The organism is Acinetobacter sp. ANC_7655 (assembly GCF_056784015.1).
Genome location: NZ_JBWYJB010000002.1, coordinates 1 through 23,420 on the forward strand (window position 1 = coordinate 1; position 23,420 = coordinate 23,420).

General features: G+C 38.9%; 25 protein-coding genes and 6 tRNA genes. 7 read left to right on the forward strand and 24 right to left on the reverse strand.

Going from position 1 to position 23,420, the window contains the following annotated elements:
• Positions 1-139 precede the first annotated feature (139 nt).
• The 18 genes from AC1M9N_RS03955 to AC1M9N_RS04040 form a co-directional block, all read right to left on the reverse strand.
• Positions 140-214 (reverse strand) — tRNA-Thr (locus AC1M9N_RS03955).
• A 14-nt stretch (positions 215-228) separates the two neighbouring features.
• Positions 229-304, reverse strand: a tRNA-Gly gene (locus AC1M9N_RS03960).
• Between the two features lie 34 nt (positions 305-338).
• Positions 339-422, reverse strand: a tRNA-Tyr gene (locus AC1M9N_RS03965).
• 53 nt (positions 423-475) lie between these two features.
• Positions 476-551 (reverse strand) — tRNA-Thr (locus AC1M9N_RS03970).
• A gap of 98 nt (positions 552-649) precedes the next feature.
• Positions 650-2,143: an anthranilate synthase component I gene (trpE, locus tag AC1M9N_RS03975; RefSeq protein WP_481591890.1), complete on the reverse strand. Its 1,494-nt coding sequence runs from the start codon at positions 2,141-2,143 to the stop codon at positions 650-652.
• A 117-nt stretch (positions 2,144-2,260) separates the two neighbouring features.
• Positions 2,261-2,932, reverse strand: a complete 672-nt coding sequence (locus AC1M9N_RS03980; protein WP_035270445.1) for an HAD-IA family hydrolase — start codon at positions 2,930-2,932, stop codon at positions 2,261-2,263.
• A 58-nt stretch (positions 2,933-2,990) separates the two neighbouring features.
• A complete protein-coding gene (locus AC1M9N_RS03985; RefSeq protein WP_481954308.1) occupies positions 2,991-3,665 on the reverse strand; it encodes an FHA domain-containing protein in 675 nt (224 codons plus the stop codon).
• A gap of 69 nt (positions 3,666-3,734) precedes the next feature.
• On the reverse strand, positions 3,735-6,122 hold the full coding sequence (gene gspD, locus AC1M9N_RS03990) for a type II secretion system secretin GspD (RefSeq protein WP_373683353.1): 2,388 nt from the start codon (positions 6,120-6,122) through the stop codon (positions 3,735-3,737).
• A 42-nt stretch (positions 6,123-6,164) separates the two neighbouring features.
• Entirely contained in the window at positions 6,165-7,001 is an 837-nt protein-coding gene (locus AC1M9N_RS03995; RefSeq protein ID WP_481954309.1) for a type II secretion system protein N, read from the reverse strand.
• Entirely contained in the window at positions 7,001-7,744 is a 744-nt protein-coding gene (gspN, locus tag AC1M9N_RS04000; protein WP_092766456.1) for a type II secretion system protein N, read from the reverse strand. Before gspN ends, AC1M9N_RS03995 begins: the two co-directional genes overlap by 1 nt.
• Positions 7,745-7,910: 166 nt before the next feature.
• Positions 7,911-8,234 (reverse strand): H-NS histone family protein, encoded by a 324-nt coding sequence (locus AC1M9N_RS04005; RefSeq protein WP_035267603.1) that lies wholly within the window; start codon positions 8,232-8,234, stop codon positions 7,911-7,913.
• Between the two features lie 126 nt (positions 8,235-8,360).
• Entirely contained in the window at positions 8,361-8,777 is a 417-nt protein-coding gene (locus AC1M9N_RS04010; RefSeq protein ID WP_035267539.1) for an acyl-CoA thioesterase, read from the reverse strand.
• A 9-nt stretch (positions 8,778-8,786) separates the two neighbouring features.
• Positions 8,787-9,980 (reverse strand): heme biosynthesis protein HemY, encoded by a 1,194-nt coding sequence (locus tag AC1M9N_RS04015; protein WP_481954310.1) that lies wholly within the window; start codon positions 9,978-9,980, stop codon positions 8,787-8,789.
• 2 nt (positions 9,981-9,982) lie between these two features.
• Positions 9,983-10,822 (reverse strand): hypothetical protein, encoded by an 840-nt coding sequence (locus AC1M9N_RS04020; protein WP_035267542.1) that lies wholly within the window; start codon positions 10,820-10,822, stop codon positions 9,983-9,985.
• Entirely contained in the window at positions 10,819-11,601 is a 783-nt protein-coding gene (locus AC1M9N_RS04025; protein WP_481591886.1) for a uroporphyrinogen-III synthase, read from the reverse strand. Before AC1M9N_RS04025 ends, AC1M9N_RS04020 begins: the two co-directional genes overlap by 4 nt.
• A 9-nt stretch (positions 11,602-11,610) precedes the next feature.
• Positions 11,611-12,531 carry a hydroxymethylbilane synthase gene (gene hemC, locus AC1M9N_RS04030; protein WP_481954369.1) on the reverse strand — a complete coding sequence of 307 codons (921 nt, stop codon included), beginning with the start codon at positions 12,529-12,531 and terminating at the stop codon, positions 11,611-11,613.
• 95 nt (positions 12,532-12,626) lie between these two features.
• The gene (locus AC1M9N_RS04035; protein WP_092766460.1) at positions 12,627-13,364 is read right to left on the reverse strand and encodes a LytR/AlgR family response regulator transcription factor; all 738 of its coding nucleotides are present in this window, start codon (positions 13,362-13,364) and stop codon (positions 12,627-12,629) included.
• A gap of 52 nt (positions 13,365-13,416) precedes the next feature.
• On the reverse strand, positions 13,417-14,571 hold the full coding sequence (locus AC1M9N_RS04040) for a sensor histidine kinase (protein WP_035267548.1): 1,155 nt from the start codon (positions 14,569-14,571) through the stop codon (positions 13,417-13,419).
• Here AC1M9N_RS04040 and argH point away from each other — a divergent pair.
• Positions 14,562-15,992: an argininosuccinate lyase gene (argH, locus tag AC1M9N_RS04045; protein ID WP_051586571.1), complete on the forward strand. Its 1,431-nt coding sequence runs from the start codon at positions 14,562-14,564 to the stop codon at positions 15,990-15,992. The two genes, AC1M9N_RS04040 and argH, sit on opposite strands and share 10 nt — an antisense overlap.
• Before the next feature lie 28 nt (positions 15,993-16,020).
• Complete coding sequence (locus AC1M9N_RS04050; protein ID WP_035267550.1) at positions 16,021-16,290, forward strand: oxidative damage protection protein; 270 nt, start codon at positions 16,021-16,023, stop codon at positions 16,288-16,290.
• Between the two features lie 217 nt (positions 16,291-16,507).
• On the opposite strand, the gene AC1M9N_RS04055 is transcribed toward AC1M9N_RS04050, so the two are convergent.
• Positions 16,508-16,975: a hypothetical protein gene (locus AC1M9N_RS04055; protein ID WP_180028781.1), complete on the reverse strand. Its 468-nt coding sequence runs from the start codon at positions 16,973-16,975 to the stop codon at positions 16,508-16,510.
• A 270-nt stretch (positions 16,976-17,245) separates the two neighbouring features.
• Between AC1M9N_RS04055 and AC1M9N_RS04060 the strand changes: the two genes are divergently transcribed.
• A complete protein-coding gene (locus tag AC1M9N_RS04060) occupies positions 17,246-17,668 on the forward strand; it encodes a GNAT family acetyltransferase (RefSeq protein WP_179999046.1) in 423 nt (140 codons plus the stop codon).
• Positions 17,669-17,674: 6 nt separating this feature from the next.
• On the opposite strand, the gene AC1M9N_RS04065 is transcribed toward AC1M9N_RS04060, so the two are convergent.
• The 4 genes from AC1M9N_RS04065 to AC1M9N_RS04080 all read right to left on the reverse strand — a co-directional run bounded on the left by AC1M9N_RS04065 (position 17,675) and on the right by AC1M9N_RS04080 (position 19,421).
• The gene (locus AC1M9N_RS04065; RefSeq protein WP_481954311.1) at positions 17,675-18,451 is read right to left on the reverse strand and encodes a class I SAM-dependent methyltransferase; all 777 of its coding nucleotides are present in this window, start codon (positions 18,449-18,451) and stop codon (positions 17,675-17,677) included.
• 132 nt (positions 18,452-18,583) lie between these two features.
• Positions 18,584-18,659 (reverse strand) — tRNA-Phe (locus tag AC1M9N_RS04070).
• 136 nt (positions 18,660-18,795) lie between these two features.
• Positions 18,796-18,871: transfer RNA gene (locus AC1M9N_RS04075), tRNA-Phe, on the reverse strand.
• 172 nt (positions 18,872-19,043) lie between these two features.
• Positions 19,044-19,421 carry a GNAT family N-acetyltransferase gene (locus tag AC1M9N_RS04080; RefSeq protein ID WP_481588832.1) on the reverse strand — a complete coding sequence of 126 codons (378 nt, stop codon included), beginning with the start codon at positions 19,419-19,421 and terminating at the stop codon, positions 19,044-19,046.
• Positions 19,422-19,514: 93 nt separating this feature from the next.
• Here AC1M9N_RS04080 and hisB point away from each other — a divergent pair, with 93 nt between their 5' ends.
• Positions 19,515-20,108: an imidazoleglycerol-phosphate dehydratase HisB gene (hisB, locus tag AC1M9N_RS04085; protein WP_035267557.1), complete on the forward strand. Its 594-nt coding sequence runs from the start codon at positions 19,515-19,517 to the stop codon at positions 20,106-20,108.
• The gene (gene hisH, locus AC1M9N_RS04090) at positions 20,108-20,725 is read left to right on the forward strand and encodes an imidazole glycerol phosphate synthase subunit HisH (RefSeq protein WP_035267559.1); all 618 of its coding nucleotides are present in this window, start codon (positions 20,108-20,110) and stop codon (positions 20,723-20,725) included. The genes hisB and hisH overlap by 1 nt, the downstream gene beginning before the upstream one ends.
• A gap of 50 nt (positions 20,726-20,775) precedes the next feature.
• On the opposite strand, the gene AC1M9N_RS04095 is transcribed toward hisH, so the two are convergent.
• Positions 20,776-21,204 (reverse strand): helix-turn-helix domain-containing protein, encoded by a 429-nt coding sequence (locus tag AC1M9N_RS04095; RefSeq protein ID WP_228133253.1) that lies wholly within the window; start codon positions 21,202-21,204, stop codon positions 20,776-20,778.
• Between the two features lie 556 nt (positions 21,205-21,760).
• Here AC1M9N_RS04095 and AC1M9N_RS04100 point away from each other — a divergent pair.
• Entirely contained in the window at positions 21,761-22,522 is a 762-nt protein-coding gene (locus AC1M9N_RS04100; protein ID WP_179999052.1) for a hypothetical protein, read from the forward strand.
• Positions 22,523-22,651: 129 nt separating this feature from the next.
• Entirely contained in the window at positions 22,652-23,383 is a 732-nt protein-coding gene (hisA, locus tag AC1M9N_RS04105) for a 1-(5-phosphoribosyl)-5-[(5-phosphoribosylamino)methylideneamino]imidazole-4-carboxamide isomerase (protein WP_035267561.1), read from the forward strand.
• Positions 23,384-23,420: the final 37 nt, after the last annotated feature.

Sequence of the window (23,420 nt, forward strand, 5' to 3'; positions counted from 1 at the left end):
CGTTTACGTCGAACACAATTCTAAGATTGTTCAGTATCGACCTGTCGCCAAAAAAAATGACACTTTAAATACTTGAAAAGCAGACTAATAAGCCTGCTTTCTTTAAAACTTTGTAGAAATTTCTACTAAACTGTATATCTGGAGCTCTTATCGAGATTTGAACTCGAGACCTCTCCCTTACCAAGGGAGTGCTCTACCACTGAGCTATAAGAGCATTTAATACTTCGATGGAGCGGGAGACGAGGGTCGAACTCGCGACATGCAGCTTGGAAGGCTGCCGCTCTACCAACTGAGCTACTCCCGCATATTGGTAAGACACTAGATCGAAGTTTTAAAATTGGTGGTGAGAGAAGGATTCGAACCTTCGAAGCTTACGCGGCAGAGTTACAGTCTGCTCCCTTTGACCGCTCGGGAATCTCACCATTTACACTTACTTCAGTGTTGTTCTTTACTCGACTACTTAAACTCTCTAAGATGGTGCCGGCACACGGATTCGAACTGTGGACCTACTGATTACAAGTCAGTTGCTCTACCAACTGAGCTATGCCGGCGTTTCTTAGTGTTTCGTACGTTTCGTATCGGAACGGTGTGCAGTTTAGCAAAACTTGAAATCCGTGCAAGTGTTTTTTTCAAAAAAAACCCTAAAAACTCACAAAATCAATCCGTTTGATGATAATTCAACCGCTTTGATCACTGCGCGAGCTTTTATTTGGGTTTCATTCCACTCAGAATCAGGATTTGAGTCTGCAACAAGACCCGCACCAGCCTGTACATAAACCTTATTTTCGCGAATAACACAGGTTCTAATCGCGATAGACATGTCCATTTCACCATGCCAGCCTAAATAACCAACAGCACCGCCAAAAATTCCACGTTTTACTGGCTCAACTTCGTCAATAATTTCCATAGCACGAATTTTTGGTGCCCCAGAAAGTGTTCCTGCAGGGAATGTTGCTTTAAAAACATCCAAAGCATCTACGCCTTCCTCAACTTCCCCTTGCACATTAGAAACAATATGCATGACATGTGAATAACGTTCGATCACCATTTGATCAGTGACTTGCACTTTACCGATTTTTGATACACGCCCAATATCATTGCGACCCAAATCAATCAACATTAAGTGCTCTGCGATTTCTTTCTCATCGGAAAGTAAATCTTTTTCCAGCGCTAAATCTTCTTCTTTGGTTTTACCTCGTGGTCGTGTGCCCGCTAATGGGCGCACAGTCGCCACTCCATTTTCTAAACGCGATAAAATTTCAGGTGATGAGCCCACAATATAAAATGGCTTTTCATCACTAAGCGTCTTTCCTTGTACTAAAAACAGATATGGTGAAGGATTAAGATGACGTAATGCACGATATACTTGTAAAGGATCACCATCAAAGTCCGATACCATGCGATGACCAGGAACCACCTGCATCACATCACCTGCACGAATGTATTCTTTAACAGTTTCAATCGATTCTAAGAATTTTTCTTTACCTGTTAATGATTCAAAATGAGGGGCCGTGTGAGGCTTTGCCTGCAAGCTCACCGGTGTGGCAAGTAATGATTCAATTTCATCCAGCTGGCTTTGTGCTTTATTAAAAGCATCCGCATCCTGTGTATCCGCATGTACGATAATAAATAGCGTGTCTTTTAAATTATCAAAAACTACAACTGTTTTAGACAACATGAGCCATAAATCTGGCAATCCAACAGGATCAGCATCAGGAACGTTATTTAAGCGCGGTTCAATATAGCGTACCGCGTCATAACCCAAATAGCCCACCAAGCCCCCTGTAAAGTTGGGCAAATCTGGGAGTTCTGCTTTTGATGGCACTTTGAACTGCGATTGAAAGTCACGGATATACTGGAAAGGATCTTGACACTCAAACGATTCGACTTGGCCATCAGCTTTCTGAATTGTTAACTGTCCTTCATTGCAAGAGAATACCGTTGACTCGCCCAGACCAATAATCGAGTAACGCGCCCAGTTTTCACCACCTTCTACAGACTCAAATAAATAGGCTTGTTGATGTTGTTTTAAACGTGCAAATACTGACAATGGAGTGTCAGTATCAGCTAAGCGTTGGCGATAAACTGGAATTAGGTTAAAACCTTGCGATTGAAGCTGTTGAAATTGAGTTGATGTTGTCATGAGGAATTCTCTGTAGTTTTCGATGCATATTGAATGTTCTATAAAGTCTGCGCTGAGAGACGCCATCGAAAAACATTAAAACTATTCATTCCTCTACCCTTCTTTATTTATTACAACTTACTTAGAAATCAACACAGTTAAATCATCAACTACTTGTTGCGGCTTACATAGCTGAATATCTTCGCCATGATTATAACCATAGCTTACGACAATACAATCAATACCCGCACGGCGCGCTGCCTCTACATCATTCGATGAGTCACCAATCATCAAGGTATTGTCCAGATCAGTTCCAAAGGCCTCAACACAATGCAACAAAGGTTTAGGATCTGGTTTTCTCACCTCAAAACGATCTCCACCCACCGTATCCACAAAATAGTGATCCATCTTTAATTCAGCCAATATTTTTCTAGCGGGTAATTCCGGCTTATTCGTGACACACACCATTTTTTTTTGATGAGCTCGACCCCACTCTAAAAATTCGATAATGCCGTGAAATGGACGCGTATCCACGCACGGTTCGGCATTATAAATTTCTAAAAAAGTATCCAATAATTGTTGATGCTCAGAAGGCTCTACACGCCCAGTCAGATGCATTAAAACACTCTGACAGAACAATGAAGTCCCTTTGCCAATCCAATTTCGAACTTGAGATTCTGTGACCAAAGGCAGTTCTAATACATTCAAACTCATATTCATGGCACGATATAGATCAAATGCCGAATCAACCAAAGTTCCATCCAGATCAAAAAGAATTAAGTCACGCTGTTCCAAATTCGCAATATTCATTATTTTAAACCTAACAAAAAAGGCATGCGAAAGCATGCCTTAAAAAATCACATGCAACTTAGTTGAAAATAAACCAGGCAACTAGTGCCACAATCACTAACACCAATAATGCCATTAAGCCAATATTGGCATTTTTTTGAGTTTCCAACTCTTTTTCCGTACAAGCTGCAGGAATATTTACCTCACACGCTTCATGCTTATTGACAGTTGTATTAACATCAACTCCTTCAGGAATTGGGGCTGGTTTAGGAATTCCTACATTTTGAGGCATACCATCTCGAGTAAGCTGAACTGAGCTATCTCGCTCTTTCAGATCAGGCATACCCTGCTCAAGCATTTCAGCTGCTGCTGTCTTCTCTACTGCAACCTTTGAAGAAATTTCAGCTGTTGCGATTGCTTCGGTAGGCTGCTGAACATCTTGTAATGTTTGTGCAGATTGCGCAGGTGCTAAAACTGAAAATTTATGGCTAGCAAATTGCAGAATATCGCCATCTTTAACAATAGTTTCGCCTTCAGCAACTTTTGTATCGTTAATAAACGTGCCATTTGACGAACCTAAGTCTTGAACAGTGAGCACCTGCTCTTTTAGAAACAAAGCAGCATGACGACGTGATACATCTGCAGACTGAATCAAAATATCTGCATCTTGATGACGACCCACCAACATGTCTCGATCGATATCAACTTCTTTACCCGCAAATTCGCCAGTAATTGTTTGTAATTTCCAAGTCATAGTTTCGATCCATTATTCAAGTTTTGACATTTTAACATGGCTGTTTTCGAGATTCACATTGAACGCATGTTATCGAGACGGTCTCAATGTCGTGGTTGTGACCGTATTTTGTGTTCTTTGCACATCTTGTTTTGGCTCAATCGCGACAGGGGTTTCCACCACGACTTGGGCATTGTTTGTATTTGTTGTGGCAACTTGATTGTAAATCACAGGCTTTGGCAGCACTCGCGTTGATTTCACCACAGGATCCTGAGTCACGATGACATTTGGACGTTCAATCACACGCCCTACTGGCTTAGACTGCGCTGTTGGAGCAGTATAACGCTGTACCTGTGGCTCTACTGCTTGAGGCGTTGATGGCACTACGATAGGCTTGACGGGTTGAGGAGTACTTGATACAGGCAACCGCTGTTGGAAGATATCATCAACATTATCTGGTAACTTCTTAAATGTCCCATCACCATCCAGTGCTAACTGCAAACTGTATAAACGATCATAGCGTTGCTGTGACAATCTACGAATATCAGCCGTATCTCCTACGATTGTTGGATGAATAAAAACGAGTAGGTTTCGTTTCACATTATTCTTTGCATCTGCTCTAAACAGTCTACCCAAACCAGGAATCGAGCTTAAACCTGGGACGCCTTGACGCGTTAACTTAGTATCATCTGAAATCAGACCACCCAGTACAATTGTTTGACCATTTTCAGCCAAAATCGAGGTTTTTATGGCACGCTTAGTGGTCACCAAGTCTTTCGCCTCACCACTATCTGGCTTCACCGAGGATACTTCTTGTTCTACAGCAAGACGAACTGTTCCACCTTCACCAATTTGCGGAATGACCTTTAATGTAACACCAACATCTTTACGCTCAATTGAAGTATAAGGGTTTGCTGTTCCACCTGTTGTTGTCACAGATCCTGTCTGGAATGGGACATTCTCACCCACAACGATATAAGCTTCCTCGTTATCCATGGTGACAATCGATGGTGTAGACAATAAGTTCGACTTAGTATTGGTCTTTAATGCCTGAATCAGTGCGCCATACAGTTTACGCGATCCATTCGCACCTTCTTTATATTCACCTAAGGCCAATGAAGCACCAGCTCCAATCAAACCAGCACCCGTAGCTACATTACCAAGGAATCCAGAAGCCAATTGACTCAGCCCTACACCCGCTTTATCAAAATTGATTACACCAATACCGCTACTGATGTCACCTAGTGCCCACTGAACACCCAATTGATCTACGTCATTTCCTTCAACTTCAACAATAGCAGCCTCAATGAGAATTTGTTGACGACGCACGTCAAGTTGATGAATAGCAGATTCAATTTCACGCATGAGTTGAGGATCTGCTTTTACCACTAATGCATTTTGTGCACCATCAGCAATAATACTCACGCCATTACTATTAAAACTTGTAATATCTTGTTGATTTTGATTTGAACCACTATTCAAATTAATCGCTGGGGTATTCACACTCCCATTTGAAGACGTATTACTCGAGGTATTATTAATTAATGAGTTACTAGCACTTGAATTGGAGCTTGAACTATTTGAATTACTGGTACTATTCACCGCCTGACCAGATACTAAACCTTGTAAAATTTCAGCCAAATTTTTTGCGCTTGCATACTTAAGCTTAAATACTTTTAGACCGCCTAAGCGATCAGCTGAAGGAACATCAAGCATTTCGATCATTTGACGAATGCGTTTACGAGTACTTGGATCACCCTTGATCAAAATCCGATTAGTACGTGCATCTGCGATAATACGTACTCGAGAACCTGAAATGTCTTTGGCACCCCCCGTAGAAGACATTGAATCCAACAAAACTATCAGCTCTTCAGCTTGGCTAGACTGCAAGCTAATAGCCTCAATATCGTTTTGTCCCGTTCCATCTAAATTACGAATAATCGTTTCAAGCTGTGCAATATTATTCGCACGATCTGAGACTATAAGCGCATTTGTACCTTGTACCGCCGCCAAATGCGCAAATTGCGGCATGAGTGGTCTTAACGCGGGTATTAGATCATTGGGGTTAGTATTTTCCAGCCAAATGACACGAGTGACCACTTGATCACCTCGTGCGTTCCGAGAGGCATCAAAAGGCACACCTGAATTTTTTACATTATTGTCAGGGACTAAGCGGATAGTGTTACCCGCAGGTACAGCAACAACGCCATTAACGTTTAACACACCCAAGAACAAATCATAGACTTCAGCTTTGTTTAAAGCCTTATTTGAAATGACCGTCACATTACCCCGAACCCGCGGATCAACTGCGAAGTTTTTTCCCGTGATATCTGCCACTTCATTAATAAATGCAGTTAAATCTGCATCACGCAGGTTAATTTTCCAAGTTTGCGCTTGCGCAGCGGTACTTGCGACAGCCAATACTGGTGCTACTGCGACCATCGCCCAAAGTGACCGATTTCGATTTAAAAAATCCATAACTTGTTATATTTCCTAATACTTTATGCAAATTTACACATTTTAAAATTCTTGTTGGAAGGTCATCACTTGATCACCTCGTTTTACTTCAATGCGAACTTTACCTTCTCGTTTAGCCTGTTCTAGCAGTTGTGCATCGCTTTGTCCTTGACCGACTGACTGCCCATTCAAGGATAAAACGCGATCACCAGGTCTTAATCCCAGTTTGCTTCTCAAAAATGCAGGCGTTCGATCCGTGACTTCATAACCTTGACCACTGTCAGTGTTGACACCCATATTACTTAAGTATTGTTCACGATTTTCTTGAATTTGGTTGATTGCCTGACCAATGGCATTTTGAGTAGTCGTTTGACCTGAATTCGAAGTTGCGTTAGCAGAATTCTGCTGTGCATCAGGTACCAGCGGCTGATTAAGATTTTCTATTCCGGTAAATCTCAACTCAGTCGTCGCACCACTCGGCTGTTTCAATACCACATGATCCCAATATACTTCTGAAAGCTGATAAGAACTTCCTTCCAAAGTTTGTCCAATGGTATAACGATCAGCAACCTCTCGAACTTTAATCACCGCTGAAGATTGACTACTCGGCGTCGAAACCACAACCCCTTGCAACGTAAGCGCTAAATTAGCATCAGCAGCACTTACTTGCGCACCTGTTTCTTGAAACAAAGAGAAACTCGATATATTCGGAACAGGAGGTTGCTGCGAACCTAATGCGACTCGCTCAACTTGCATGACTTGCGGTGGTGCAACCACCAACCAAAATAATGAAGCGAGCTTCCACATTAAGATTAAAATCAGAATAAATAAAGTAAGCGGAGCAATTCGATCTAAATCTTTAAATGAAATTTGTGAAAACTTATCTTGGAATCCCTTCATTAGAAGCCTCCACTCAGCAGTGGCTGTCTCGTACTGACAACAAAGGTATCCAAACCAGCTTTACCATCATATGAAGGCACATTCATTAATAATCTTTGGGTCACCTGTGCATCCAACATTAATGCAGGATCTAAACTAAGGTTGGCCATTTTTTGCCCGCGCTGATCTTGTACATCAATGAGCAGTTTTCCAGCTTCGTCTGAAAATTGCCCTTTTAAAGATGGCATATTCATTCGTTCTTGTTTCTGGGCAAAGGTATAAGTTAGCGTACCACCACCCCATTGCATCTCTCCGGCGGTTTTTGCAAAACCATCGTTTTGTTTGAATTGAAATGCTACATCCTTCAACTGAATACTATTCTGAGGCCATTGCCAATCCACAAATGTTTTGAGTGTTTCAGGGGCAATATTTCCATTCATATTTTTGATAATTATTTTTTTTCCAAGCCCATAACCCACCACACCGTTGAGTTGCGTCTGACCACTATGTATTTCTAAGTTGGCACCAGCTCTTAATAAAATCAGATCGAGAGGACGTGTTTGCCAGATGACAGAACCTGCAAGATTTCCTTTTTGCCAATCTGCTTGACCTTGCCAGATATTGCCACTGACATTTTTTAAAATTTGATTATTTTTATAAAATTTAGCAATGAGCCACGATGCTGGAACTTGTAAAAAAACAAATAATAAAAAAGCGAAGATAGCGACGCTTAACCACACCATTTTTTTTGATTTTTTTATCATTCCATGTATACCAACATCTAAGTCTAATTAACCGCAAAATGTTTGAAAATTTTCTATCTTGGTATTATGCATAAATTTTACACTTCTCCAATTCACTTATAAAAAAACCAAGCAGATTTGCTTGGTTTTTTTAATATTAGTGTCATTACATGACAAATCAGTGAAATTAGATAAGGAAATCTTCTAATTTGGCACCTTTTTCAAGCTCTGCAACCAACCAACGTGGCTTCTTTCCACGCCCTGTCCAAGTCTCCGCAGTATTATTTTTATTACGATAACGAGGCTCTACAGATTTACGCGTGCTTTTCTTACGCTTTTGTGCACCATATTCAATGAATTGCTCTAAAGACATACCCACTGATTCAGCAATTTGAGTAATCTGATGATAAGCATCTTCAATTTCCTGATCTTTCTTAGACTCGATCAAAGCTTGGGCTTCAGCAGTTAACTTTCTTAACTCTTCAACAGATAAATTACTAATATCAGGCATAACATTTACTCCAAAAAATTCAATATCATTATTAGATTTATAAAGCGCCATCTTATTGTTATAAATTATTTTAATCAATCCATCATGTTATTTAATATACATAAATAAAACAAATAATTTAACACATTAATTAACCGAGTCTATTTCTATTATTTTTTCTCTAATATGCTCTGGAATCAAAACCTTTTGCATTGTATTTTTATCCACACAAACTATAACGGCCTCAGCAATTGCCACAATTTCATTCTGTTGCTCACTCCAAACTGTATATTCCATCCTGAAGGCAGAGTTACGTAATTCAACCACTTTAGTTCCAATGCGTAAATAATCAGGATAAAACACTGGTTTAAGATATTTACAACTATTTGAAGCCACAACAGTATTAATATCTAACGCTAAGATTTCTAATTGATTCAAATACTCTATTCGAGCAGTTTCAATATAGCGATAATAAATCACATTATTGACATGTCCAAAAGCATCCATATCACCCCAAGCGACTTTTTGATGGGTAATGACTTTGTACTCATTCATTTGTTTCATTCATCATTCTCATAACTTAAATTGAATAAATTTATTATGGGTCTCAAAGACACTGTTCAATTGCTGAGTTAATACAGCATCGCCTTTTAATACAGATTTAATTCTTAAATAGTTCATTAAAGGGTGATCAGGATATAATTGCAATAATGCCTCAGCATCCTGTTCACGATGAGTCGCAGTATAAATATGCCATTTAGAAAAACTCAAAATCGGTAATCCAGGATATTTCATTTCAAAATAATCAATCTGGTTTTCAAGCATTTCATAATCAGGATTTTGTTTTAACAATTGTTGTTGAAACCATAAATAAAAAATATCCTGATCGAACCGTTCTTCTAATAAAGACAAAGAAAGTTGAGTTTCATCAAAAGCCATCTCAGGAATGCGAGAAATAAGTTTTAACCATAACGATTTAATACCATATGAAGACGACACAATTTGATCACTCATTTGAGCATACCGAATTTGAATAAGCTCTAAATCTGTATTTGAAACGTTGTCAAAATCATTGAGTAGCTTTAAAAGCCATTTCTTTTTATGTTCCAAATCTAAATGACCATATTGCGTGGCTTTTAAATAATGCCATGGATATTGAATCGCAAATCTACCCCATAGATGATTCAACTTATGCTGATAAGCATCTTCAAGATCTTTTAACCAAGGTGACAGCATATGACCATGTAAAAACTCTAAATGGGTTAAAGCCTGATCTGGAAGCTCTTGAGCTAAATAAATTTCAATACGCTGGAGTTCAGCCAATTCAAAAGCATCTGCAGGACTTTGTTGTAAAACACTCAACGCATCATCAATACGATCTTGCTTCAACCATATACGAGACTGAATAACCTCTTTGAGTAATCCTGAGTTCTCAAACACAGGTTGTAAATATTCTCGCTGTTTTGTGTTGGCCTCCAAAACCCACAAAACACCTAATTTTTCATACGTATGTAACCTTGAAAAGTCTGTAACTTGTTGAATTTTACGCTGCTCTCTTGATCTCATCTTTCCAACCCAAAACCATAAAAGATGAAGAGATAAAGCAACGAATAGAAGAAAAAATGAAACAAACCAGAGGTTCGTTTGAATCTGAATACCGTGCCAAAGTATGTAAATATAACCTGGCCCTTCTTGATAACTCAGCACACTTAACACGGCTAATATCATTAAACCAACTAATGCATAAACTATAAAAATATGTTTCATGATTAGCCCTCTAAAATTGCTTTACTGTTCAATTTAGGGACAGGTAAAAGTTGTGCTTGTTTGAGATGTTTCGCTTTATTTTTTATTTTGATTGCCACAGCATCAGGCAGTTGATCCAGTTCATCTATAATTGAGGTCAGTGCATTTTGATAATCAATGTATTGTCCTTGTTGTAGTGCTCTTTGAGCAAATAACACTCTCAATTGAACTTCTTTTAAAACTAATCTTCGATTAAGTAATACCGGCATCTGTTCATCAACGCGTTCAACTTTGAATACACGCTCAAACCATGAGGATTGCGAAGAGTTATCACTCGTGAGTTGCTGTACTTGTTGTTCATTTTTCAAATTTGCATCAATATTTTCAAGCAAGTCACCTAACTGAGCAATTTGAATATTTTTTGCCACAACATATTGTTGAATCATTTTTTGATCATGCTCAACAGCTCGATGCATTGAAACCTGCAATGTATCTGCCAAAGCCAAGCGCTCAACCAGTTGATCCAGTTGATTGAGTTGCTCAAGTGCATATACAAACTCATGTTGATCTAAGGCAAATTGAATTAGCTCTAATTTTTGACTTAAGAGTTTGATTGGATTGATTTCAGATTGAATTTCTTGTTGATTATTGTTTTGCTGAGGTGGATTGGATTGAGACGAAACCTGCTGATTTGAGCGCTGAATTGCTACCAACTGATCATTCAAACTTGCCACTAATTGCTCTGATTTATGTTGAGTTTGTTGTAGCAACTCAACTTTTTCTTGTAATGAAAAATGATCATAGCTGAGTTTAATCAACCAAATGATTAAGCCTAAAATGAATAGATATAAAATTTTCTTCATGAGTGCCTATGTTCACTTTCAAGCTGCGACAAAATCGTATCTGGCATTAAGTCCGCAATTTGAGTGATTTGAAATTTAGTATTCGAGGTCTGTTGATACATACACACGATCTGATATAACCGATCCGCTAAAACCAAGTAATGACCGTGTTGCATAAATACAGGATAATTTTTGCATAAACTCAGCCAATTTTTCCAACTGGCTTCACTACTAATCAATACAGCATAAGGTTGTGGATTTGCATTGAATGCTTCAAGTAGATGTTTAAATTTATCTTGAGCATCACTTGGGCAGTAGCGGGAGTATAAAACAAAATTAAGTACTTCAATTTTAGCAGTACGACACTGCTGCATCATGAACTGACGGCCACCTTCTCCCCGCCAAAACGCAATACGTTTGAGATCAGCATTTTGTGTTAAAACCGAAAGACTTAACATTCCTTCAGATGTTTCAACATCTGGAACTAAACTTTTAACACCATATCGACTTAGAGCTTCAGCTGTTTTCCGGCCAACTGCAATCCATTTGATATGATTTAAATCGGTCAATTTAAGTCCCGATTTTTCGAGAAACTGCATGCCAACTTCAACGGCTGTTGGACTGACGACCACAATCACTTGTGCTGAAATTAATTGCTGAAAGAGCTGATCAAGTTCATCACTCCAATGAACAGCAGCCAACTCTAGTACAGATAACTCGATAGGCTCATATCCTGCACGTACCAGTGCCTCATTGAGAGGCTTAGCACGATCTGCAGGTCGAGTATTGATAAACTTCATTTCATTTTTTTATTTATACAGTGCTTTTAATAAATCAGCAGCACCTTGGTCAATCAAAGCTTTTGCTAGTGAAACACCCAACGTTTCAGCTTTTTCAACTGGACCTTCTACTTTAGCAACCAATAATGTTTGACCATCCACACTGCCAACGCGCCCCTCTAATTGAATCTGTTGATCATTTAAAGTCGCATATCCCGCAATCGGTACCTGACACCCACCTTCCAAATAAGCATTAAATGCCCGTTCTGCACGAACACACGCATCAGTTTCTGCATGTAATAAAGGTCGAATCAACTCTAATACGCGTGCATCGTCACCTCGACACTCAAGACCTAATGCGCCTTGGCCAACTGCGGGCAAACTCGTCTGTGTATCCAGCGTGTGTCGAATACGCTGTGCTAAACCTAAACGCTTTAAACCTGCGCTTGCCAAAATGATGGCATCGTAAAGCCCCGAATCAAGCTTAGATAGTCGCGTGCCTACATTTCCACGTAAATCTATAATCTCAAGATCTGGACGAGCTTTTAAAATTTGACATTTACGACGCAAACTTGAGGTTCCTACTTTGGCACCGAGGGGCAAATCTTCAAACTTGCTATAATTATTCGAAACAAAAGCATCTAAAGGATCTTCTCGCTCGCAAATCACGGCAAGACTTAATCCTTCTGGGAGCGCCATCGGCACATCTTTCATGGAATGGACAGCCAGATCTGCACGACCATCAAGTAATGCAGCCTCAAGCTCTTTAACAAATAAACCTTTTCCACCAATCTTGGCTAAAGGAGTGTCTAAAATTTTATCACCTTGGGTCACAAACGTCACCAACTCAACTTTTAGGCCAGCATGTAGGGTCTCAAGTCGCTCACGAATATGCTCCGCTTGCCATAAAGCCAATGGACTTTGACGAGTTGCAATTTTTAAGGTTTTGATCATTTTAATGCTGCCAAACTTTAGACATCCTAAACTTACCCTGCTGTCCCAAAATTGCAAGTAAATTGTTCGGCAATCACTATAATTTTAGGCAACTAAATATTTTGCATTCTTTCTCTAAGCAAAGGTAAGTGACGGCGACTGACCGCCAATTTCTCTTCAAGTTCACGACAACGAACTTGATACTGGCCTGAAGCAACCAACTCCAATCCATCCAAATAATCCAATGCAATCAGCGCATTTCGATGAATTCGTATAAATTTATTTGAAAACTCACGCTCTAGATCTTTTAAAGTCTCATCAATCAACACACTGCCGTTTTTGTGTCGTACTGTTACGTATTTCTGATCAGCTAGAAAATAGTAAACATTTTCGATAGGAATGAGTTCAAGACCACGATACGTTTTCGCAGCGATTTGCTGACGTTGATGTTTTTCTTCCATATTTTCTTTTTGCTCTATATTCGACATTTGAGCTTGAGTAAGTTTAGTTAAATTATTGAGTGTATTTTCTAATTCTGATTTGATAATCGGTTTTAATAAATAGCCTTTCGCTTGTGCCTGAATCGCAGTCAAAGCATGCTCATCATAGGCCGTGCAAAAAACAATAGCGGGCATTGGGTTTAGCTGTGAAAGATGCTGAGCACATGTCAAACCATCCATTTCAGGCATTTGGATGTCAAGTAAAATTACATCAGGCTCATATTGTTGCACTAAGGTCAAAGCTTCTTTTCCATGGTGCGCAGTTGCAACAACTTGATGCCCCAATTGAGTGACCAAGCGAGATAAGCGCTCAACCGCGAGTGGCTCATCATCACAAATTAGGATGTCCATTGTTCCTCCTTGCTCAAGTTAACGTTACTTATTTTAATGTATTAACTTGATTTTATTTATATTGGTACTGGACTACAGTCGTGTAAATTCCATTACCTGCATGACTCCTAAACTGTACCGTATACCCATAGTGTGCTTTCAAACGCTGTTTCACGTTTTCTATCGCAATACCATTCCCCTCCCTATTGGCCATTTTATCGGCTATATAAGGGTTAGTAATGACTATAGTGACTTGATTTTGTAATATTTCAACCAATATGACAATCTTTGCATCAATTAACTTTTTCTCCACCCCATGAAAGATACTATTCTCAATTAAAGGCTGTAAAGTTAAAAAAGGAATACTTGCTTGGCCCAACTGCTCTGGTTGCAAGATATTCCATTCCACATTTAATCTCGAACCCAACCTTAGCTTTTCAACCGCCAAATAATGTTCACACAATTGGATTTCTTCTTTTAATGTGACAATTTTAAGTTCTTGAAAGCTTGCTCTAAACAACCTTGAAAGATCGATGAGCATTTGCTCTGCTTTATCTGGATCACTCCCAATCAGACTCACCACACTATTTAAACTATTAAAAAGAAAGTGTGGATGTATTCTTGCTTGCATGGCTTGAATTCGAGCATTCAATTCACCTTGTTGCTGCTTTAACCACTCACCCCGAACATAGATATATCGTAAACAAAAAGTGATCAACAATACGCCATAGCTCATGTGTAAAATCACATGATCAAATAAAAGTAACCATGAAAATTTTTGTAAAGAAAAGTTACTTCCCCAAAAAAACAGAAAATTCAAACTACAAGTAGTGAAGAGGATGATGAGTTCTAATAGTACAAATGTATAAATCGCAGACTGCAAAGTGGTTAGTTTTTGCCAAAACTCCCTAAATAAATCAATTACGGCAATAAAGACCAATACCACCCAATTGATATAAAGCACATACTTGATCACTTGTGATGTCTGTAAATTTGACCAAGACTGTGACTCTGCTAGGCACAGCAATAACGCCAAAAAAATACTGGCAATAAATAACTCTGCAAAATATTGCCATTGCCCAATACGTACAAAGAAATTCGCATCAATAAATTCTTGTTTATCTTTTGAAGAATTATCCATAGGCAAGACTTCGGCATCTTGATTTGAATTTGTTATACTGGATGCAAAATTACTGCTTTTTCTTTTACTGAGCCGACATGACCACATCTTCTAATTCCTCTAATCCGTCACAAGCCCAAACTTCAGGTATGTGGGGCGGTCGTTTTTCCGAAGCAACTGATGCCTTTGTCGCTGAATTTACAGCATCTGTCCAATTTGACCAACGCTTTTATAAACAAGATATTGCAGGTTCAATCGCACATGCAACGATGTTGGCAAAAGTCGGTGTACTCACTGAACAAGAGCGTGATGACATCATCGCAGGCTTAACCGCAATTAAAGCGGACATTGAAGCTGGCAACTTCGAATGGCGTATTGATTTAGAAGATGTTCACATGAACATTGAATCTCGATTAACACAACGTATTGGGATTACAGGGAAGAAATTACATACAGGTCGTAGCCGTAATGACCAAGTAGCAACGGATATTCGTTTGTATGTACGTGATGAAATTGATGCCATCCTAGGGTTATTACACAAACTGCAAAAAGGCATTCTAGGTTTGGCTGCTAAAAATACAAATACAATTATGCCTGGCTTTACACATCTTCAAACTGCACAGCCTGTGACGTTTGGACATCATTTAATGGCATGGTTTGAAATGCTGGTACGTGACTCAGAACGTTTGATTGACTGCCGTAAACGCGTGAATCGTATGCCTTTAGGTTCTGCTGCGCTTGCAGGTACCACTTATCCAATCGATCGTGCTTATACAGCAGAACTTTTAGGGTTTGAAGCAGTTGCAGAAAACTCATTAGATGCTGTATCTGATCGTGATTTTGGTATTGAGTTTAATGCTGCGGCATCACTCATCATGATGCACTTATCTCGTATGTCTGAAGAATTAATTCTTTGGACATCTGCACAATTCAAGTTTGTGAATATTCCTGACCGCTTCTGCACAGGCTCTTCAATCATGCCTCAGAAGAAAAATCCTGATGTACCTGAACTTGTTCGTGGTAAAACAGGCCGTGTATATGGTGACTTAATGAGTCTACTAACCCTCATGAAAGGTCAACCTTTGGCATATAACAAAGACAACCAAGAAGATAAAGAACCATTATTTGATGCTATTGATACGGTTCGTGGCTCTTTAATGGCTTTCGCAGACATGATTCCTGCGCTTGTTCCAAATATTCCTGAAATGCGCGAAGCTGCGCTGCGTGGTTTCTCAACAGCAACCGACCTTGCTGATTACTTAGTGAAAAATGGTGTTGCATTCCGCGATGCACATGAAATCGTCGGTAAAGCAGTTGCGCTTGGCGTACAAGAAGGTAAGGATTTATCAGAACTTACGCTTGAACAACTTCAACAATTCTCTGATTTAATTCAAGCTGACGTCTTTGAAAAAGCATTAACTTTAGAAGCTTCTGTCAATGCACGTAACCACATCGGTGGAACAGCACCTGCTCAAGTTGAAGCAGCAATTGAGCGTGCTCATGCGCGTTTAGAAGCTCTTTACGCTTAATTTCTGATTATATTTTTGGAGTATTGATATGTCTCGCCAAGTATTTTGCCGTAAGTATCAAAAAGAAATGGAAGGTTTGGATTTTGCACCATTCCCTGGTCCTAAAGGTCAGGAACTATTTGATAGTGTTTCTAAGCAAGCATGGGGAGAATGGTTAAAGCATCAAACTACTTTAATCAATGAAAAACGTTTAAATGTCTTTGAAGCTGATGCAAAAAAATTTCTTGAAGAACAACGTGAAAAGTTCTTCAACAATGATGAAACTTTAGAAAAAGCTGAAGGCCTAAAGCCTGAGTAAAAAAAGAAAGCACTGCTTTTCTTTTTACGTAAGATAAGGACGAAGTCCGCGTAGGCTTTAATCTAAAAAGAATCCCCATCTTTGGGGATTCTTTTTTATGCGTTACTTTAAAAATTAGGCAAGAAAAACACAGAAGGTGTGCACAGGCTTTAATCCCAAAAGAATCTCCGTAATAGAGGTTCTTTTTTTATGGGACATCAAATAAATATCAATGGAGTTAAAATTTAGCTGACGAAAGAAGTGCTTGTGGTGGATTTAAAATATGACCTAATTGGTAAACTCCATCCATATTTAACTGCATCTCCATTCGGTCAACACGAATTGGGCCAAATTTAATGTAAATCTGCCGATTTTGAAGATCAAACCGCTGCTCCAAAACCTGTCCATTGAATTGTAAAGAGTTCATAGATGTTAAGTCCATAAGCGCTTTAAAAGGTTGCTCTTCATCCTTTGTATAATGAATCCTTTTTCTATCACTCACGAAATTTTCTAAATGGTTTAAATCCTGAGATTTAAAAGATGTAATTTCACGAATTTGAGATTCCTCAATACCTAAAGCATTGACCAAACTTAACTGATCATCTGGCAGTAATTTAAAATGCCCATTGTTAGGATGTGCCGCCCAACTCAAACTCGAAAGACCCCAAGCACAGATTCCCCACAAAACTTGCTTAAATTGTCTCATTCCCCATCGCTCTCACTGAACGTAATAAAAGCCATCTTTAAAAACATTTCAGCCAAACACAACTACCATTTATCTTAAATATCATTTACTTAACAAGAATTGTTAGACTCACGTCACAGACAAATCTTTTTTATTGATATTTATCTTCCTATCTAAAAAAGACTGCATAAATGTAAAGCAGAAAATAGACACATAAGATGATTATGAGTTATCAATTTCATCAGAGTAGGCTAATCTCTGTATTAAAATTAACCACCATTTGAGCGCATCATGTTTATCATTCGTCCTTATATTGAGACTGACTTAGAAGACATCATTCAACTCTGGGAAAGATGTGATCTAACACGACCATGGAATAATCCGGAAATTGATATTTTTAGGAAGGCTGCACAAAAAGATGACTTATTCTTGGTGGCTGTGAAAGATCAGTTCATTATCGCAACATTAATGGGTGGTTACGACGGTCATCGCGGGTGGATCAATTACCTCGCGGTACATCCCAATCATCAACGGAATGGTGTTGCTACAGCGTTGATTCAACATTTGGAAAAAAGATTGATTGCACTTGGTTGTCCAGAAGTTCAGCTTTTAGTGCAAAAAGAATTTATTGATATTCAAAACTTTTATGAACAATTGGGATATGACGAAAAAGAAGTTGTATGCCTTGCTAAAAGACTCATTCACGACCATTAAGAAATTTTATAAAACAGGAGCATTTATCAATTTACCGATCCGTAAAAATATTGGGAATCGAATATTAAATTTATGACCGGTATCATTATTCAAAGTTAGGGCATATTGGCTCATCTGATTTAAGATTTGTGTCGCCTGATTATTGGCTTGCGTATTTTGTTTAAGATATTTCTTTAAAGCTGACCATGTATTTAAATAATCAATCAATTGATCAATGCGCCATTTACAATGCATGTGCTGCTCACAGGTCGGGATTTCTTCAAAAGGAAATGGAATCGTTTGATATTTCAGATCAATATAGTGACGCTCACTCTCCCAATATGTTTTCAATACTTGGTGATATAGCTTTTCAATACAGCTTTGAAGCTCCTCATTCTCCACTTCAATAAGCCCATATCCAATCACTGCAAAGACACCCTGGGGCTTCAGTGTTCGATAGACCTCTTGAAAAAATAACTCGAAGTCAAACCAATGAATGGCTTGGGCAACTGTAATCAGGTCAAAACATTGTGCTTTAAAATTGCTATGTTCAGCATTATCAATTCGGTAAATTACATTATCTATTGCTGGGGCTTGCTGAAGTTGTGCTGCGCTTATATCCGTTGCAATGACTTGATTAAAATGCGGAGCCAATAAGCGGGTAAATTGTCCTGAACCTGCCCCGCAATCCCAAGCCATTTCATAGTTCTGAACATATTTGAAGATTTCGTCAAGCACACTTTGTGGATAACTTGGACGAGCTTGTTGATAAAGCTCACTTTGATCAGAAAATAGGTCTTTCATTTTTTATTCTGAATTTGATCGAGAAATCAACCTTAGCACATCAAAAAAAATGGATGATGAATGACTTCGATTCATTTTGTATTATTTTATAAGCAAAAAAAATCCTCAACATTGTTGAGGATTTTTCGAATATGGTGGCGAGACCCAGGATCGAACTGGGGACACACGGATTTTCAATCCGTTGCTCTACCAACTGAGCTATCACGCCGATGGGGTGTATTAAGCCGTAACTGAGCTCAATAGTCAATAAAAATCATGCATTTTTTATTTGTTCGAGTAAATTTTACCCAAAAAAAAATCTCTGATGGGATCAGAGATTGAAAATACAAATTCTTAAAATAATATGGTGGCGAGACCCAGGATCGAACTGGGGACACACGGATTTTCAATCCGTTGCTCTACCAACTGAGCTATCACGCCGATGTCGCGTATTAAACAGTTTCATCTCGATATAGTCAAGCAAGTTTTTGGGATATTTAAACAAATGGATGTTTTTAAAACAACATTTAGATTATTCGATGTAAATACATACAAATCCAATAAAAAAAGCCAGTATTGACTGACTTTTAATATTTAAAATCGAACAATAGTTTTAAATTTTTTCCAAACTACTTAAACAACGATGTATTGCACCACATCCAGGCTCAAAATGATTAACGCCTTTCTCTTCTTCCATTCGACATGCTTCACTCACTAAGCGCTCTGCGACACCACGTCCACGGTTAGCCGGATGAACTACGATATTTTCAAGCGTTCGACTTTCACCTTGTCCAGTTGACCAAATGGCCCCAATGATCTTTGTATTAAATTCTGCCGTGTAAAGTAAGGTATACTGAGTTAAGTTTTGCTCAAGTTGTTCAATGGCATCTTGTCCGTCACTAAATTCTGGACTGGTGTCATATAAGCGCTCAAGCTGTTCACGAACTTCAACATTATCAAGCGAAGTTATTGCATGTACGGTTATAGGCATTGATTAACCCTCCTGAGCAATCTAATATGCTGTCACTTTCGTGACATCGAAAATCTACATTCATCATTTTTAACGTTTTTGAGGAACGTGTCTATGACGCAACGTATCAGTGAAGTGGTAAGAAACACAAACGAAACCAAAATTCGTGTTCGCGTGAATCTTGATGGTACTGGTCAAGGCACCCTCAATACAGGTGTTCCATTTTTAGACCATATGATCGACCAAATCAAGCGTCATGGTTTATTTGATATCGATATTCATTGCGACGGCGATTTAGAAATTGATGATCACCATACAGTAGAAGACTGTGGTATTACCCTTGGTCAGGCATTTGCACAGGCTTTAGGTGACAAAAAAGGTTTACGTCGCTATGGTCACTTCTATGCACCACTTGATGAGTCCTTGAGTCGTGTCGTTGTTGACCTATCAGGCCGCCCTGGCTTATGGATGGACATTCCATTTACGCGCGCGCGCATTGGTACTTTTGATGTCGACCTATTCTCTGAGTTTTTCCAAGGCTTTGTGAATCACGCATTAATGACACTCCACATCGACAATTTGAAAGGTAAAAATAGCCATCACCAAATTGAAAGTGTATTTAAAGCATTTGCACGAGCACTTCGTATGGCTTGTGAAGTAGATCCACGTGCAGAAAATACTGTAGCTTCAACCAAAGGTACTTTGTAATGACCCGTATTGCCCTTCTTGATTATGGCATGGGAAATCTTCACTCAGCAGCAAAAGCACTTGAGCATGTTGGTGCAACCGTTGATGTGACCAATGATCCTAAGCTGATTGCTCAAGCAGATAAAATTGTGTTCCCAGGCGTTGGTGCAATGCGTGATTGCATGCAAGGTATGCACGAGGCTGGCATTGACGAGGTTGTACGCAATGCCGTTTTCAACAAGCCTGTCCTTGCGATTTGTGTCGGCATGCAAGCTCTGCTGCAACACTCTGAAGAAAATGGTGGTGCAGATGCATTAGGCATTTTTGATGGTGCTGTTAAACGCTTTCCAGATATTGAAGGTTTAAAAGTTCCCCATATGGGTTGGAATCAGGTACACCAAGCAGATCCAAGCCATCCAATGTGGAACAACATTGATCAAGATGCTCGTTTCTATTTCGTACATAGTTTCTATGTTGAACCGAAACAATCTGAGATCATTGCTGCGACATGTAACTACGGTTTGGAATTCTGCACCGCAATCCATAAAGATAATTTGTTTGCTACGCAGTTCCATCCAGAAAAAAGTCATACAGCTGGCTTACAGTTGTTGAAAAATTTTGTAGAGTGGAAAATTTAAAGCCATAATAAAGCTCACTGTTTTCAGTGAGCTTTTTTTCAGACTTTACTCTAAATATCTTTTACGACAAAGCCACCTTCAATTGGCTCAACAGTTACTTTAATTTCTGCTTTTAGATTCAGCGCAGCATAACGACTTTTAAGTTCTGAAATTAATTGTTCTGGCGTTGCATCTTTTAAAGCCAACTCATCCTTCAAAGGATACTGTTTAAAACTTTCTGATTTTTTACCATCTTTAGCGTCTGAAACCCATCGTTCTGCAGCACTCAGTACTTTCGCTAATTCAACTAGATGTTGAGCATTGGCAGGAGTTGACTCTTGCACCCATTTCGACAGCGTTTCCTTAGAGACTCCCAATGCATTCACCACATCAGTCGGTTTAATGTTTTTCTCTTTGATCAATTTTCTAAGTTTTTTAGCACCTTCGCTAAATAAATCATCTTCTTGAACTGCCATCGCTTCTGTCCAAATCTTATTCACTGTCTGCAGTTTCAATTTAACATTAAGCCTATGCAGTTGAGTCTAATATTGCCAAACAAATCAGATGAAATTGAAATTATTTTCAATATAGATAATTCACAAATAAAAGTGTGATCTAATTTTTCTCATTACTCAGTTTGAATTAAAAAGAAAAATAAATTGACCCAATGATTAATTGTTAACTTATGTAAAGACAATGAGCACCAATTTTAATCATTAAAAAAATACACAAAATTCACAAAATCAATCAACGAATCGAACAAGTTGGCATTTTAGGTATTTACACCATGCTACTCGATAATATTCATGCATTATAAGTGTACATTTATTCTATCAAGCACCAAATTAAACCACAATAAATAATTGATTTTGTTAACATTTTTAAACATTACCCTTGTGTTGTATTAAGTTGCTGTTTTTACGGCATATCTTCAAAATTATTCCACTTATATTGTTTTTTTTCGATTTGTCTGAAATTTTTTTCTTTGTTAATTATGAACTTGCTGAAACAACAAAGATCCAACACTAACCAGATATATTTTGGAGCAATCTGCACATGTTTAAACTTTTTACTGGAAAAATCAGTGGCGTTCTAAGCCTTGCTTTACAGGGAATTACGAAAGCAGTTGGTTTTATTCTAGAAACCGTAACGACAGTTGTAGATACCGTTGTTGACACAGTAGGGACGCTGACCAAACCATTAACGGATAAGTTAACAGAATTGCCACTGATCGGAGATACAGTGGAATCGGTACTCAATCTTGAAAATAATTTACTAGGAAATTTAAGCGGAGGCTTACACGCTATCGCTGATGATTTTTCGAAGGGAGATCTATTAGGGGGCATTAATACTGCATTGAATGGCACTACTGCAACTGTAGGCCAAACCATCAAAGATGTTTCAAATGTTGTAGGTGAAGTCGCTGGTTTAGCCGATCCCGTGACCGACCTGCTAAGCCAAGTGCCAGGTTTAGGTGCTGTTGTAGATGTTGTCGGAGAAACTTCTTCAAATCTTTTGGGATTCGTGAGTGAAACGGGAGATTATGTCGCAAGTACCAAACCTCTTGATCTCGTGACTGGTCTCATTGATGATCCTTTAGGCAGTGTCACAGGAACATTAGGAGACGTCTCAGGAACATTGGATAATTTACTGGATGATTTAGCACCTGTAACAGATGCTCTGTCATCGATTCCTGTCGTGGGTGATCTTGTAGGATTCACGGGAGAGATCACAAATGCTTTAGGTGCAATCCCAACCAGTATCACACCAACTAGCTTTGATCTAATCTCTAACTTAGATACAACACCATACATTTAATTCAAAGTTCGTATTAAAAACCGTCAACATTGTTCTGACGGTTTTTTTTCATTGTTACTTCGCTCATTTGATGTTTCTTTGCTAAGATTGCTGCGAATAAACTCCAGAATACTGGCAAGGAGCGAAAGCATGCTGATTATCCCTGCAATTGACCTTAAAGATGGTAAATGTGTCCGTTTAAAACAAGGTCGTATGGAAGACGATACCGTTTTCTCTGATGATCCTGTGGCAACAGCACAACATTGGGTAGACGCTGGTGCTCGCCGTTTACATTTAGTTGATCTAAATGGTGCTTTCGCTGGTACACCTATTCACAAACCTGTTGTGGAAGCGATTGCAAAAGCACAACCTGAACTGCCAATTCAAATTGGTGGTGGCATCCGTTCTCTTGAAACTATCGAACACTACTTAGATGCAGGTGTATCATTCGTCATTATTGGTACAAAAGCAGTCAAAGAACCTGAGTTTGTTGAGGAAGCTTGTAGAAAATTCGCAGGCCACATCATTGTCGGTATTGATGCAATCAATGGCATGGTCGCAACTGATGGCTGGGCAAATGTAACTGACGTAAAAGCAACTGATTTAGCTAAACGCTTTGCAGATGCTGGTGTATCTAGTATCGTGTATACAGATATTGCACGTGATGGCATGATGCAAGGTGTGAATATCGAACAAACAGTTAATCTTGCGACTTATTCAGGTTTACCTGTGATCGCTTCAGGCGGTGTGACCAATCTTGACGACGTTCGCAACTTAAAAGGTCAGCCTGGTATTTTAGGTGCGATTACTGGTCGTGCAATTTATGAAGGCACTTTAAATCTTCGTGAAGCTCAATTATTACTTGATGAACAAGCGCTCTAATAGCGCATGTTTCTAAAGAGGTCTTAGGACCTCTTTT